At 72.2% G+C, this 14088-nt stretch carries 10 protein-coding genes; 8 read left to right on the forward strand and 2 right to left on the reverse strand.

The window, feature by feature from the left end; translation table 11 throughout:
* Positions 1-10: 10 nt before the first annotated feature.
* A complete protein-coding gene (araB, locus tag ABZ721_RS27990; protein WP_358791499.1) occupies positions 11-1702 on the reverse strand; it encodes a ribulokinase in 1692 nt (563 codons plus the stop codon).
* 308 nt (positions 1703-2010) lie between these two features.
* On the opposite strand from araB, the gene ABZ721_RS27995 reads away from it, so the two are divergent.
* The 7 genes from ABZ721_RS27995 to mmsB all read left to right on the forward strand — a co-directional run bounded on the left by ABZ721_RS27995 (position 2011) and on the right by mmsB (position 11408).
* Complete coding sequence (locus tag ABZ721_RS27995; protein WP_358791500.1) at positions 2011-3369, forward strand: polysaccharide lyase family 1 protein; 1359 nt, start codon at positions 2011-2013, stop codon at positions 3367-3369.
* 105 nt (positions 3370-3474) lie between these two features.
* A complete protein-coding gene (locus tag ABZ721_RS28000) occupies positions 3475-3999 on the forward strand; it encodes a SigE family RNA polymerase sigma factor (protein ID WP_358791501.1) in 525 nt (174 codons plus the stop codon).
* The gene (locus ABZ721_RS28005; RefSeq protein WP_358791502.1) at positions 3999-4844 is read left to right on the forward strand and encodes a hypothetical protein; all 846 of its coding nucleotides are present in this window, start codon (positions 3999-4001) and stop codon (positions 4842-4844) included. The genes ABZ721_RS28000 and ABZ721_RS28005 overlap by 1 nt, the downstream gene beginning before the upstream one ends.
* Positions 4845-4940: 96 nt before the next feature.
* Entirely contained in the window at positions 4941-7019 is a 2079-nt protein-coding gene (locus ABZ721_RS28010; RefSeq protein ID WP_358791503.1) for a pectinesterase family protein, read from the forward strand.
* Between the two features lie 363 nt (positions 7020-7382).
* Positions 7383-8438 (forward strand): multiple monosaccharide ABC transporter substrate-binding protein, encoded by a 1056-nt coding sequence (chvE, locus tag ABZ721_RS28015; RefSeq protein ID WP_358791504.1) that lies wholly within the window; start codon positions 7383-7385, stop codon positions 8436-8438.
* A gap of 171 nt (positions 8439-8609) precedes the next feature.
* Positions 8610-10157: a multiple monosaccharide ABC transporter ATP-binding protein gene (gene mmsA, locus ABZ721_RS28020; RefSeq protein ID WP_358791505.1), complete on the forward strand. Its 1548-nt coding sequence runs from the start codon at positions 8610-8612 to the stop codon at positions 10155-10157.
* A gap of 3 nt (positions 10158-10160) precedes the next feature.
* A complete protein-coding gene (gene mmsB / locus ABZ721_RS28025; protein ID WP_358791506.1) occupies positions 10161-11408 on the forward strand; it encodes a multiple monosaccharide ABC transporter permease in 1248 nt (415 codons plus the stop codon).
* Positions 11409-11557: 149 nt separating this feature from the next.
* Here mmsB and ABZ721_RS28030 read toward each other — a convergent pair whose 3' ends face one another.
* On the reverse strand, positions 11558-12571 hold the full coding sequence (locus tag ABZ721_RS28030; RefSeq protein WP_358791573.1) for a LacI family DNA-binding transcriptional regulator: 1014 nt from the start codon (positions 12569-12571) through the stop codon (positions 11558-11560).
* A gap of 114 nt (positions 12572-12685) precedes the next feature.
* On the opposite strand from ABZ721_RS28030, the gene ABZ721_RS28035 reads away from it, so the two are divergent.
* Positions 12686-13957, forward strand: a complete 1272-nt coding sequence (locus tag ABZ721_RS28035) for a D-arabinono-1,4-lactone oxidase (protein WP_358791507.1) — start codon at positions 12686-12688, stop codon at positions 13955-13957.
* Positions 13958-14088: the final 131 nt, after the last annotated feature.

The raw sequence follows: 14088 nt of genomic DNA on the forward strand, positions 1-14088 counted from the left end.
TCCGGGCAGGTCAGTCGACGGCGGGGGCGGAGGTCTCGTTGCGCAGCTCGCGCAGCCGGTGCAGCACGCCCCGGTGCTCGCCGCCGAGCAGGTCGTGCAGGGCGCGGTACTCGGCGAACAGCCGGTCGTAGGCGTCCGCGCGTGCCGCGTCCGGCAGGTACCGGTCCTCGTGCACGCGCCCCATCACCTCGGCCGCGGCCGGCACGCTCGGGTAGGCCCCGGCCGCGACCGCCGCGTGGATGGCGGAGCCCAGGGCCGGTGCCTGCTCGGAGGCCGCGACGCTCAGCGGGCGGCGCAGCACGTCCGCGTAGATCTGCATCAGCAGTGCGTTCCTGGTCAGGCCGCCGGCCGCGGTGAAGCGGGTGACCGGGACGCCGGAGGTCTCGAAGGCCTCGACGATGACGCGGGTGCCGAAGGCCGTCGACTCCAGCAGCGCCCGGTAGACCTCCGGCGGCCGGGTGGCCAGCGTCGCGCCGACCAGCACGCCGGAGAGCCGGTGGTCGACGAGCACCGAGCGGTTGCCGTTCCACCAGTCGAGCGCCACCAGGCCGTGGCCGCCGACCGGCTGGTCCGCCGCCAGCCGGGACAGCAGCTCGTGCACGCTGATGCCCTCGGCGGCGGCCCGCTCGTGGTAAACCGGCGGCACGCCGTGCTCGACGAACCAGCCGAAGATGTCGCCGACGCCGCTCTGTCCGGCTTCGAAGCCCCACAGCCCGTCGACCACTCCCCCGTCGACCACCCCGCACATGCCGGGGACCTCGGCGGCCTTCTCGCCGTTGAGGATGTGGCAGGTGGAGGTGCCCATGACGGCGAGCAGTTCGCCGGCCCCGGCCGACCGGGCCGCCGGGGCGGTGACATGGGCGTCCACGTTGCCGACCGCGACCGCGATGCCCTGCGGGAGTCCGGTCCAGGCGGCGGCCTCGGCCGTCAGGCCGCCCGCCCGGCCGCCCAGCGGGGCGAGCGGGTGCTCCAGGCGGGTCCGCGCGAAGTCCGCGAAGTCGGGGTTGAGGGCGGCCAGGTACGCGGCCGACGGGTAGCCGCCGTTCTGGTGGATCCCCTTGTAGCCGGCCGTGCAGGTGTTGCGGGTCTCGACACCGGTGAGCTGCCAGACGATCCAGTCCGCCGCCTCGATCCAGCGGTCGGTGCGCCGGTAGGTGTCCGGGTCCTCCTCCAGCACCTGCAGCGCCTTGGCGTACTGCCACTCGGAGGAGATCAGTCCGCCGTAGCGGGCGATCCACCTCTCACCGCGCTCGTGGGCCAGCGCGTTGATCCGGTCGGCCTGGGGCTGGGCCGCGTGGTGCTTCCACAGCTTGGGCCACGCGTGCGGGCGGGCCGCGAGCTCCGGGGTGAGGCACAGCGGGGTGCCGTCGGCGCCGGTGGGAAGGCAGGTGGAGGCGGTGAAGTCGGTGCCCACGCCGATCACCTCGGCGGGGTCGATCCCGGCGGCGGCGACGGCCTCGGGCACCGCCCGGCGGATGACGTCCAGCCAGTCCCCGGGATGCTGCAGGGCCCAGTCCGGGGGCAGCGGGGCGTCGGTGCCGGGCAACCGGTGGTCGATCACCGCGTGGGTGTACGCGTGGACGGCGCTGCCCATCTCGGCCCCGTCCGCGACACGGACGACGACGGCGCGGCCGGAGAGCGTACCGAAGTCGATCCCCAGCACGTAGCCGGACCGGGAAGAATTGTTAGCGTTAACACTCATTGTCGTGCTGTCCGTTCAAGAAGATGATGCCGTGGGGTGCAGCGGGTGGCGGGGCTGATCTCCGACGCGCAGCCGACCGCCCCGAAATGTTGCACCGAGGTTACCGACCCCCAGAGTGTGAGCGTTAACAAAGGGTGGCGTCAATGCTCCGCGGTGGTCACAAATCGACAACGGACGCGGTCCGCGGCACCTCCCGTCCGGCCGCCGGCACCCGCCCCGCGGAAATCTCCTGATCGGCGGCAACCTTCCCCCGGGCGGCGGCCACTGAAGAGCCGAACCCTCACTTCGCACCGAAGGAACGACATCACGTGTCTGCCCCCTCGCACCGCCGCTCACCGTCCCGGCGCCTGCTCGCCCTGGCCGGCGTCGCCGCGCTGGCGGCCGCCGGCCTCGCCGTCGTCCCCCTGACGACGGGCGCCGGCGCCGCCCCCGCGGACCTGGCGCACTCGGTCCTTCCCGCCGGCGACGGCTGGGCCGCCCTCGCAGCGGGCACCAGCGGCGGCCAGGCCGCCGACTCCGCCCACACCTTCACCGTCTCCACCCGGGCCCAACTGGCGAAGGCCCTCAAGGCCGGCCCCGCCGGCGCTCCGCGGATCATCCAGGTCAAGGGCGTCATCGACGCCAACACCGACGACGCCGGCAAGGCGCTGGGCTGCGCGGACTACGCCGCGGGCACCGGCTACTCGCTCAGCGCCTATCTCAAGGCCTACGCCCCGGCCACCTGGGGCCGCGGCAAGGTGCCCAGCGGGACGCAGGAGAAGGCGCGCGCCGCCGCGCAGCAGCGGCAGGCCGCCCGCGTGGTCCTGGCCGTGCCCTCCCGCACCACGATCGTCGGCGTGCCCGGCTCGGGCGCGGCGATCACCGGCGGCAGCCTGCAGGTGAAGAACGCGGACAACGTCATCGTCCGCAACCTCGGCCTCACCGACACCCGCGACTGCTTCCCCCAGTGGGACCCGACCGACGGCTCCACCGGCAACTGGAACTCCGCGTACGACGCGCTCACCGTGCGCGGCTCCACGCACGTGTGGGCCGACCACAACACCTTCGGCGACGGCCCGCACCCCGACCGGACCAACCCGTCCTACTTCGGCCGCGAGTACCAGGTCCACGACGGCGCCCTGGACATCACCAACGCCTCCGACCTGGTCACCGTCGAGTACAACCGATTCGCCGACCACGACAAGACCATGCTCATCGGGAGCAGCGACAAGGACACCAAGCTGCGGGTGACGCTGCACCACAACGTCTTCCAGGGCATCGTCCAGCGCGCCCCGCTCGCCCGGGTCGGCCGGATCCACCTGTACGACAACTACTACGCCACGGCGCCGCTGGACGGCTACACCCACAGCTACAGCATCAACTCCCGAGCCGGGGCGCAGGTCGTCGCCCAGAACAACTACTGGGCCCTGTCCGGCGACCGCAAGGCCTCACAGCTGCTCAGCGGGGACGGCACCGGCTCGGTGGCGGGCAGCGGCAACCTGGTTGACGGCACCGTGACCGACCTCGTCGCGGCGTACAACGCCGCCCACTCCTCGAAGAAGATCAAGACGACGGTGAACTGGACACCCGAGCTCACCGCGGGGCTGGAGCCCGCCGCCGGGCTGCCCGCGAAACTCGGCCGGAAGGCCGGCGCGGGCGTCCTCACCGCCACGGGCGGCACCCCCTGAGCCCGGGACCCCCGCACCCCCGGCAGCCGCCCCCGTCCTGCGGTTGCTAAGCTGCCGCCTCCCCATATGTGAACGCTCACATCCCCTGAAGAGGTCGCAACGGACATGCCTTTCGAGGACGCATCCGCCGAGTTCCACGACTTCTTCGAGCGCCACTACGCCGAACTCGCCCGCCTCGCCCATCTGCTGACGGGCGAGGCGGACGCGGCGGACGACCTCGCCGCGGACGCGCTGACCGCGCTGTGGCACCGCTGGGACCGGGTACGGCAGGCCGACCACCCCGTCGCCTACGCCCGGGGCGTGGTGTCGAACATGGCCCGCAACCGCATCCGCGGCGCGGTCCGCGAACGCCGCCGCGTCGCGCTGTTCTGGACCCGGCACGCCGACGCGGCGGAGGGCCCCGACGTCGCCGCCGTCGTGGACGTCCGCACCGCGCTCGGCCGGCTCCCCTTCCGCAAACGCGCGTGCGTCGTCCTGCGGCACGCCTTCGACCTCTCGGAGAAGGACACCGCGCTCGCGCTCGGCATATCGGTCGGTACCGTGAAGAGCCAGACCTCCAAGGGCCTGGCGGAACTGGAACGCACCCTCAGCGGACGGGCCGCCGAGGCGCTCGCGGGGAGGAGGAACTGATGGACGACGTACGCCACGAGCTGCGGCAGGCCGCCGCCGCCCACCAGCCGGACCGCGCACGCATCCTCGCCCGCGTCCAACGCGGCATGCTCCCCCCGTCCGCCACCGCCCCCCTCGACGCGCACGGCGCCCGCACCGCCCGGCACCGCAACCGGGTCGCCCTGTCCTGGCCGAGGGTCGTGCTCACCACCCTGGCGACCGCCGCGACCCTGGCCGTCGGCGGGTTCGCGGTCGGCGCCGTCGTCCGCGGCCACGAGCCGCGGCAGGAGTCCGCCGCCGGACCCGGGACGCCGCTGCCCCCCTCCTCCCCGTCCCCGTCCCCGCACACCGCCGGACCCGGACTCCCGGGCCGCGCCACCACCCCGCCCGCCGCGACCGGCCGGCCCGCCGCACCGTCCACCACTCCCCCGCACAGCCCCCCGTCCGCCGTGCCGCCGAGCGGTCCGCACACCGAGGACGGGCCCCTGTGGGCGGACGGCTCCGTCGACCCGCACAGCAACACCTTCTGGGCGCAGAGCAACATCACCCTCAAGACGCGCGTGCCCCTGACCGCGCTGAGCGTGGAGCTGCGCATCGCCCGGACCGCCGGCGTGCACAGCACCGGCAGCTGGCGGACGCTGCCCGCCGACGACTTCGCCCTCGCGGTGCGGGAGGACGGCGACCGGCTCGTCTACCGCTGGACCCTGAAAGAGGGCAGAACCGTCCCCGCCGGCGAGCACGTCTTCGCCGGCCAGTACGACCACGCCGCGGGGGGCCGGGACGCCCGGGCCGACAGCTACCGCGTGGACGCCCGCACGGCGGACGGCAGGCCCGCGGTCTGGGGGGACTTCGCGCCCAGCTCGTGAACGGCACCGCGCACCGAAGGGCGCGGCAACCTTTTCGGCCGTGGTGGCCACTGGTGGGTGCGACACCCCACCACCACCCCCAGGGCAGATGAGGTCATGGAAAGCACTCAGCACACGGCACGACACCGCAGGCGCCGGCTCGGCCTGATGATCGGCCTCCCGGTCGCGCTGGCCACCGCGGTCGGCGTGACCTACGGAGCGGCCTTCGGCGCCTTCGGCGCCGACGCGCAGCCCCGCGCGGCGGCGGCCACCACAGCGCCCGCCTGGGCCGGCGCCGCCGCGGACGGCTTCGCCTCGGTCGACGCGCTGGGGCAGCACGGCACCTACGGCGGCCGCGGCGGCGCGATCGTCACGGTGCGGACCCAGGCCGACCTGGAGAAGTACGCGACCGCCGCGCAGCCGTACGTCATCGTCGTGGCGGGGGCGATCACCATGGCCCCCAAGGGCACGGAGATCAAGGTCGCCTCGCACAAGACGATCGTGGGCTCGGGCACCTCGGGCCACCTCGTCGGCGGCGGGTTCTTCCTCGGCCAGGGCGTCCACAACGTGATCATCAGGAACCTCACGATCCGCGACTCGTACGCCGGCACGTGGAACGACAAGGAGCACGACTGGGACGCCATCCAGATGGACGGCGCCCACCACGTGTGGATCGACCACAACGACCTGCGCCACATGGCCGACGGGCTGATCGACAGCCGCAAGGACACCACGTACCTGACGGTGTCCTGGAACCGGCTGACCAACGACAACAAGGCCTTCGGCATCGGCTGGACCGACCACGTCACCGCCGACCTCACGATCCACCACAACTGGTTCCACGAGACCCAGCAGCGCAACCCCTCCGCCGACAACGTCGCGCACGCGCACCTCTACAACAACTTCCTGCAGGACGACCCGGGCACGTCCATCACCGCCGCCTACGGCAACTACGCGCGCGGCGGGACGCGGATGGTGCTGGAGAACAGCTACTTCGACGGCGTGGCCAACCCGGTGACCAGGGACCGCACGGCCTCCGTCGTGCAGCGCGGCAACCTCTTCGCGCACACCACCGGCCGCAACGAGAGCGGCGGGACGGCCTTCGACCCGCACGCGTACTACTCCTACACCCTCGACCCGGCCGCCGCCGTCCCCGCGACGGTGAAGGCCGGCGCCGGCCCCCGCTCCACCATCGGCACCGCGTCCGTGCCCGCGTCCGCTCCGTCCCCGGTGCCCGCGGCCACGACCGCCTTCACCGTCGCCAAGGACGGGTCGGGCCGCTACCGCACGGTGCAGGCCGCCGTGGACGCCGCGCCGTCCAACAGCGCCTCGCGGACCGTCATCTCGATCGCCCCGGGCACCTACCGGGAGACGGTCCGGATCCCGGCCGGCAAGCCGCGCCTGACCCTGCGGGGCGCCGGCGGCAGCCGCAAGGACACCGTCATCGTCCAGAACCACGCCTCCGGCACCCCCAAGCCGGGCGGATCGGGCACCTACGGCACGGCCGGCAGCGCCACCGTCACCGTCGAGGCCGACGACTTCGAGGCCCGCGGCCTCACCATCGCCAACGACTTCGACGAGAAGGCCGACCCCCGCGTCAGCGCCCAGGCGGTGGCGCTGCGCACCGCCGCCGACCGGGTCCGGCTCGACGACGTGAGCGTCACGGGCGACCAGGACACCCTCGAACTGGAGGCCGCCGGCAGGAAGCCGGGACGGGTCCTCGTGACGAACTCCGAGATCGTCGGCAATGTCGACTTCGTCTTCGGCGGGGCCACCGCCGTGATCGACCGGTCGGTGCTCACCCTCAAGCAGCGGGCGGACGGCAGCTCGGGCGGGTGCGTCACCGCGCCCAGCACCGCCGCGGGCCGCAAGGGCTTCCTGATCACCCGCTCCACCGTCGGCGGCGCCGTCGCGCCCGGGGGCGTCTCCCTGGGCCGGCCCTGGCACGCGGGCGGCGACGCGTCCCTCGACCCGCAGACCACCGTGAGCCACTCGACCCTCGGCCGGGCCGTCAGCGCCACCCCGTGGGCCGACATGGGCGGCTTCTCCTGGAAGGACGACCGCTTCGCGGAGTACCGCAACACCGGCCCCGGCGCGGGCCCGGCGAGCGGCAGCCGCCCGCAGTTGACCGGCGCCCAGGCCGCCGGCCAGGAGATCGGCGACTGGCTGGGCGACTGGACGCCCGCCGGCTCCTGACGGAGGTGCGCGGGGGCGCCGCACCGGCGGCGGCGACCCCCGCGACGTGCTGCGATGCGAAACGGTGACCATCCGAGTCTTGACGCCCATTCTGTTAGCGTTAACACTCTTGTAACGCCAGGCCAGCGACATGGTCGGGCCGGGCACCGGCGGGCTTGCCAACAGCCACCGGGCCCCTGTCGGCCGAGCCCGATCCGTGCGCGCCCCCCGCGCCGTCATCGCACCCCACCAGCCACGGGGACTCGACCGATCCGAGGACACCGGGGTCGTGCGGAGGCCGTTCGCGGGTCTCGCCGGCCGCGGCACATCACTGGAGGAAGTGTGCGGAAGATATCGACAGGCATCGCCCTGGTTGCGCTAACAATGGTGCTGGCGGCCTGCGGGCAGGCCGCCAACGGCGTTGGCCCCCACGCGAAACACGCTGACACCAAGGGCGGCCTGGTGGGTATCGCGATGCCCACCAAATCCTCGGAGCGCTGGATCAACGACGGCGCCAACATGGTCCGGCAGTTCAAGGCCAAGGGGTACAAGACCGATCTCCAGTACGGCGACAACGTCGTGGAGAACCAGGTGTCCCAGATCGAGAACATGATCACCAAGGGCGCCCGGCTGCTGGTCATCGCCGCCGTCGACGGCTCCTCGCTCACCGATGTGCTGCAGAAGGCCGCCGACGCCGACATCCCGGTGATCTCCTACGACCGGCTCATCCTCGGCACGTCGAACGTCGACTACTACGCGACCTTCGACAACTACAAGGTCGGCGTCCTCCAGGGCACCTACATCGCCGACAAGCTCGGCCTCAAGGACGGCAAGGGGCCCTTCAACGTCGAGCTGTTCGGCGGTTCGCCGGACGACAACAACTCCCCGTACTTCTTCCAGGGCGCGATGAGCGTGCTCAAGCCCTACATCGCCGACAAGAAGGTCGTCGTCCGCAGCGGCCAGACCGACTTCAACCAGGTCGCCACCCTGCGCTGGGACGGCGGACTGGCCCAGTCCCGGATGGACAACCTGCTCAGCAAGGCCTACTCGACGGCCCGCGTCGACGCGGTGCTCTCCCCGTACGACGGCATCTCGATCGGCATCCTGTCGTCGCTCAAGGGCGTCGGCTACGGCGGCTCCGGCAAGGAACTGCCCATCGTCACCGGCCAGGACGCCGAACTGGCGTCGGTGAAGTCCATCCTCGCCGGCGAGCAGACCCAGACGGTGTCCAAGGACACCCGCGCACTGGCCAAGGTGGCCGTGCAGATGGGCGACGCGCTGCTCACCGGCGGCAAGCCCCCGGTCAACGACACCAAGCAGTACAACAACGGCAAGAAGGTCGTACCGGCCTTCCTGCTGCAGCCGATCAGCGTCGACAAGGACAACTACCGCAAGGTGCTGGTCGACACCGGGCAGCTCTCCGCCGCTCAGCTCAAGTAGCCGGCCCGGGGGAGCCGTTCCCCGCCGGTCCCCACCGGCCCCGGCCTCCCCCGGCCGCGTTCCCGACCTGTTCCGCGGCGGCCCGTTGCCGGCCCCCGGAACCCCTGGTGAGGGCGGCCCGCCACGACCACGCCGACCGCCCCCGCCACCCGACCCGAACGGATGCCCATCATGGCCGGACCCGTCCTGGAGATGCGTTCGATCAGCAAGTCCTTCCCCGGCGTCAAAGCGCTCTCCGACGTCAACCTGAGTGTCGCGCCCGGCGAAGTCCACGCCGTCTGCGGTGAGAACGGCGCAGGCAAGTCCACCCTGATGAAGGTGCTCAGCGGGGTGTACCCGCACGGCACGTACGAGGGCGAGATCCTCTTCGAGGGCGAGCCGTGCGCGTTCAGGGACATCCGGGCCAGCGAGAAGCACGGCATCGTGATCATCCACCAGGAACTCGCCCTGGTGCCCTACCTGTCGATCGCGGAGAACATCTTCCTCGGCAACGAGCACGCCTCGCGCGGCATCATCAGCTGGAACCGCACCCTCACCCACGCGAGGAAACTCCTGCAGCGGGTGGGCCTGCACGAGAACCCGCAGACCCGCGTCGCCGACATCGGCGTGGGCAAGCAGCAGCTGGTCGAGATCGCCAAGGCGCTCGCCAAGGAGGTCAAACTCCTGATCCTGGACGAGCCGACGGCCGCGCTGAACGACGAGGACAGCCGCAAGCTGCTCGACCTCATCCTCGAACTCAAGGCGCAGGGGATCTCCTGCATCATGATCTCGCACAAGCTCAACGAGATCGCCCGCGTCGCCGACTCCGTCACCATCCTGCGGGACGGGCGGACCATCGAGACCGTCGCCGTCGGCACCGAGGGCATCTCCGAGGACCGCATCATCCGCGGCATGGTCGGCCGCGACCTCGACCACCGCTACCCCGAGCGCACCCCGGACATCGGCGACGTCGCCTTCGCCATCGAGGACTGGACCGTCCTCCACCCGATCGACCACCAGCGCAAGGTGGTCGACGACGTCTCCGTCCATGTGCGGCGCGGCGAGATCGTCGGCGTCGCGGGGCTGATGGGCGCCGGCCGCACCGAACTCGCGATGAGCGTCTTCGGCCGCTCCTACGGCCGGTACACCGCCGGGCGGGTGCTGATCGACGGCGTCGAGACGCGGACCCGCACGGTGCCCGAGGCGATCAAGCACGGGCTCGCGTACGTCACCGAGGACCGCAAGCAGCTCGGGCTCAACCTGACCGAGGACATCAGCCGCAACATCTCGCTGAGCGCGCTGGGCAAGGTCTCCCGGCGCGGCTGGGTCAACGAGCACGAGGAGACGCGGGTCGCGGAGAAGTACCGCGCCTCGATGAACATCAAGGCGCCGTCCGTCTTCGCGGAGACCGGCAAGCTCAGCGGCGGCAACCAGCAGAAGGTCGTCCTCAGCAAGTGGATCTTCTCGGAGCCCGACGTGCTGATCCTCGACGAGCCCACCCGCGGCATCGACGTCGGCGCCAAGGCAGAGATCTACTCCGTGATCGCCGAACTGGCCGCCCAGGGCAAGGCGGTCCTGGTCATCTCCTCGGAACTGCCCGAGCTGCTCGGCCTGTGCGACCGCATCTACACCATGGCCGAAGGCCGGCTGACCGGCGAGGTGGACCGCACCGACGCCACCCAGGAATCACTCATGCGCCTCATGACCGTGAGCGCGGCAACCCAGAACGAGCAGGTGTGACGCATGGCCCAGACACAGACCTCCGGCATCGAGGCGAGCACACCCACCGACGGTAAGCCGGGCGGCCCCGCCGGCGGCGGGGTGGGACAGCAGCTGGTCCAGGCCCTGCGCGGCAACATCCGCCAGTACGGCATGCTGGTCGCGCTGGCGCTGATCATCGTGCTCTTCCAGATCTGGACCGACGGCACGCTCCTCAAGCCGCTCAACGTCACCAACCTGGTCCAGCAGAACAGCTACATCCTCATCCTGGCCATCGGCATGATGATCGTCATCATCGCCGGCCACATCGACCTGTCGGTCGGCTCGCTCGCCGCCTTCGTCGGCGCGGCGGCCGCGGTGATGATGGTCAAGCACGACGTGCCCTGGCCGGTGGCGCTCGTCGTCGCGCTGCTGATCGGCGCGGCCGCCGGCGCCTGGCAGGGGTTCTGGATCGCCTACGTCGGCATCCCGTCCTTCATCGTCACGCTGGCCGGCATGCTGCTGTTCCGCGGCGGCACCCAGATCCTGCTGCAGGGCCAGTCCGTGGCCCCGTTCCCGCGCGGCTTCCAGAAGATCAGCAGCGGTTTCCTGCCCGAGGTCGGCCCGTACACCGACTACCACAACCTGACGCTGCTGCTCGGCATCGCCGTCCTCGCGATCGCGGTGTTCCAGGAGTTCCGCGGCCGCCGCCAGGCCGCGAGCTTCGGCCTCGAACTGCTGCCGGTGGGCTTCTTCCTCGCCAAGCTGGCGGCCATCGCCGCCGCGGTGACCGTGTTCACGCTGACGCTCGCCAGCTACCACGGCGTCCCGATCGTGCTGCTCATCCTGGGCGCCCTGCTGGTCGGCTTCGGCTACCTGATGCGCAACTCGATCCTCGGCCGCCACACCTACGCGATCGGCGGGAACGAGCCGGCCGCCCGGCTGTCCGGTGTGAAGAGCAAGCGCGTCGTGTTCCTGGCCTTCGTCAACATGGGTGTCCTGGCCGCGCTGGCCGGCATGGTCTTCGCGGCCCGGCTCAACGCCGGTACGCCGCAGGCGGGTATCAACTTCGAACTGGAGGCGATCGCGGCGGCCTTCATCGGCGGCGCCTCGGCCTCCGGCGGGGTCGGCACCGTCCTCGGTGCGATCATCGGCGGCCTGGTGCTCGGCGTGCTGAACAACGGCATGTCGCTGGTGGGCATCGGCACCGACTACCAGCAGGTCATCAAGGGCCTGGTGCTGCTGGCGGCCGTCGGCTTCGACGTCTACAACAAGCGCAAGGTCGGCTCCTGACGCTGCGCACGCGCCGCGCCGCCGGCCCCCGAGAGCTCAGGTTGCTCCCGGGGGCCGGCGGCGTGTCGGGGGCGCCGGGACCGTCGGGGCGCGGGCGTCCTGTGCCACGCGTCCGGCGCCGGGCGTCGGGCGGTCGGCGCCGGGCGGGTTCAGACCACCGGGGTCGTCGTGCTGCCCCGCACGATGAGCTGGGGCTCGATCACATGGTGCGGGATGGTCGTACGGTCGCCGCCCTCGATCCGGTCCAGGAGCAGCCGGATGCTGGCCCGCCCGACCGCCGCGAAGTCCTGCCGGACGGTGGTCAGCGGCGGTGCGAAGAACTCCGCCTCGGGGATGTCGTCGAACCCGGCGATCGCCACGTCCACGGGGATGCGCACGCCGGCCTCGCGGAAGGCGCGCATGATGCCCAGCGCCATCTGGTCGTTGGCGGCGAACACCGCCGTCAGGTCGGACCCGCCGGCCCCCCGGCGGCCGACGCGGCCGGCGAGTTCCTGACCGGCGCGGTAGCCCGACAGCGGGCTCCAGTCCCCGATCAGCGGCGGCGGCACCTCGGCGCCCGCGGCCTCCAGGGCCGCCCGCCACCCCGCCAGCCGCGCCGCCGCCTCCAGCCAGTCCTGCGGACCGGCCACGTGCCAGACGGTGCGGTGGCCGCACCCGAGCAGATGGTCGGTGACCAGCCGGGCCCCGAGGTGCTGATCCACCGACACACTGGGGATCTCCAGGTCGTGCCCGCCCTCGACGGTCACCACCGGGAAGGGGTGGCGCAGCTCGAAGAGCGCGGCGGCCGCCTCACGCTGCGGGGTGATCACCACGGCGCCCTCCACGCCCCACTCACCGAGGTGCTGCAGGGCCTCGGTGAGGCCGAGCCGGCTGAGCGCCCGCCCGCTGACCGTCGAGACCATGTACCCCTCGGCCCGGGCCGACTCCGCCAGCCCCGCGACGGTGCTGGCCGGGCCGAACAAGGTGGTGTCCGCCGCGACCACGCCCAGCGTGCGGGTGCGGCGGGTGGCCAGCGCCCGCGCGGTGGAGTTGCGGCGGTACCCCAGCTCGTCGATCGCCCTCTGCACCCCGGCCCGGGTCACCTCGCGCACGTTGGGATGACCGCTGAGCACCCGCGACACGGTCTGGTGCGAGACCCCCGCCAGTTGGGCGACGTCCGCCATGGTGGGCAGACGGGTCTCTTCGGCAGGCCGTGGCACAGACCCTCCTGAGCTGACACGATAAGAGCAGATGTGATTGTTAACGATAACAAAGTTGCCGGATCAGGAAGACACCCCATGACCACACCCCCGCTGACCAACTGGGCCGGCAACGTGACATTCAGGGCCCGACAGGTCCACAGCCCGTCCTCGGTCGACGAGCTGCGGCACCTGGTGGCCTCGGCGGAGCACATCCGCGCGCTCGGCACCGGGCACTCCTTCAGCCTCGTCGCGGACACCGAGGGCGATCTCGTCCGCCTGGACGGCCTGCCGCCGCGCATCGACCTCGACCGCCAGGCCTCCACCGTGACCGTCGCCGGCGGACTGCGCTACGCGCAGGTCGCGCGGGAACTGCACCGGCAGGGCTTCGCCCTGGCCAACATGGCGTCCCTTCCGCAGATCTCGATCGCGGGCGCCGTCGCCACCGGCACGCACGGCTCGGGCAACGGCCTGCGCAACCTCGCCTCGGCCGTGGCGGGGCTGCGCCTGGTCGGCCCCGGCGGCCGGCTCACCGAGCTCCGCCGCGAGACCGCGGAGGACCAGCTGTCCGGCGCCGTGATCGCGCTGGGCGCCCTCGGCATCGTCACCGACGTCACCCTGGACGTCGAACCGGCCTACGACGTCGCCCAGTGGGTCTACGACGGCCTCTCGCACGACCGGCTGGCGCAGGCGTTCGAGGAGATATCCGCCGCCGCCCACAGCGTCAGCGTGTTCACCGACTGGCACGCGGACACCGCCCAGGCCTGGCTCAAGACGCGGACGGACCAACCGGGCGCCGGGTACCCCGGTGACGACTGGATGGGAGCCCGGCCGGCCGACGGCCCGCGCCACCCCATCCCCACCATGCCCGGCACCTGGTGCACCGTGCAGTCCGGCACCCCCGGACCGTGGCACGAACGGCTCCCCCACTTCCGGCCGGACTTCACCCCGAGCAGCGGCGCGGAACTGCAGTCCGAGCTGCTCCTGCCGCGCGCGGCGGCCCCCGAGGCGTTCGCGGAGCTGCGCGCCCTCGGCGACCGCATCCACCCCTGCCTGCAGATCTCGGAGATCCGCACCGTCGCGGCGGACGACCTCTGGCTCAGCCCCGCCTACCGGCAGGACTCCGTCGCCCTGCACTTCACGTGGAACCAGGACACCGCCGCGGTACTGCCGGTCCTCGCCGCCATCGAGGAGCGCCTCGTACCGCTGGGGGCCCGGCCGCACTGGGGGAAGCTGACCACCCTCGCACCGCAGGACGTCATCGGCCGCTACGAGCGTGCCGCCGACTTCGCGCAGCTGCTGGCCCTGCACGATCCCGCCGGAGTCTTCCGCAACGGCTACGTGGACGACCTGTTCCCGCGCAAGTCCTGACCCCCGGAGCCTGACGAGCCGTGGAGACCCTGACCCGTAGGGCCCGATCCGCTCCCCCGCCAGGCGCCGTGACGCCGCCCGGCGGGGGCGGTTCCGCTCAGCGGGGCGGCGCCGGGATCAGCGGGGCCGGG

This window comes from Streptomyces sp. NPDC006733, from assembly GCF_040636125.1.
In the GTDB taxonomy this organism is placed as follows: Bacteria; Actinomycetota; Actinomycetes; order Streptomycetales; family Streptomycetaceae; genus Actinacidiphila.

Bases quoted from the DNA above. Each gene is read 5' to 3' on its own strand.
- araB (WP_358791499.1), bottom strand. From the start codon at position 1,702: ATGAGTGTTAACGCTAACAATTCTTCCCGGTCCGGCTACGTGCTGGGG.
- ABZ721_RS28000 (WP_358791501.1), top strand. From the start codon at position 3,475: ATGCCTTTCGAGGACGCATCCGCCGAGTTCCACGACTTCTTCGAGCGC.
- ABZ721_RS28005 (WP_358791502.1), top strand. From the start codon at position 3,999: ATGGACGACGTACGCCACGAGCTGCGGCAGGCCGCCGCCGCCCACCAG.
- ABZ721_RS28010 (WP_358791503.1), top strand. From the start codon at position 4,941: ATGGAAAGCACTCAGCACACGGCACGACACCGCAGGCGCCGGCTCGGC.
- chvE (WP_358791504.1), top strand. From the start codon at position 7,383: ATGGTGCTGGCGGCCTGCGGGCAGGCCGCCAACGGCGTTGGCCCCCAC.
- mmsA (WP_358791505.1), top strand. From the start codon at position 8,610: ATGGCCGGACCCGTCCTGGAGATGCGTTCGATCAGCAAGTCCTTCCCC.
- mmsB (WP_358791506.1), top strand. From the start codon at position 10,161: ATGGCCCAGACACAGACCTCCGGCATCGAGGCGAGCACACCCACCGAC.
- ABZ721_RS28030 (WP_358791573.1), bottom strand. From the start codon at position 12,571: ATGGCGGACGTCGCCCAACTGGCGGGGGTCTCGCACCAGACCGTGTCG.
- ABZ721_RS28035 (WP_358791507.1), top strand. From the start codon at position 12,686: ATGACCACACCCCCGCTGACCAACTGGGCCGGCAACGTGACATTCAGG.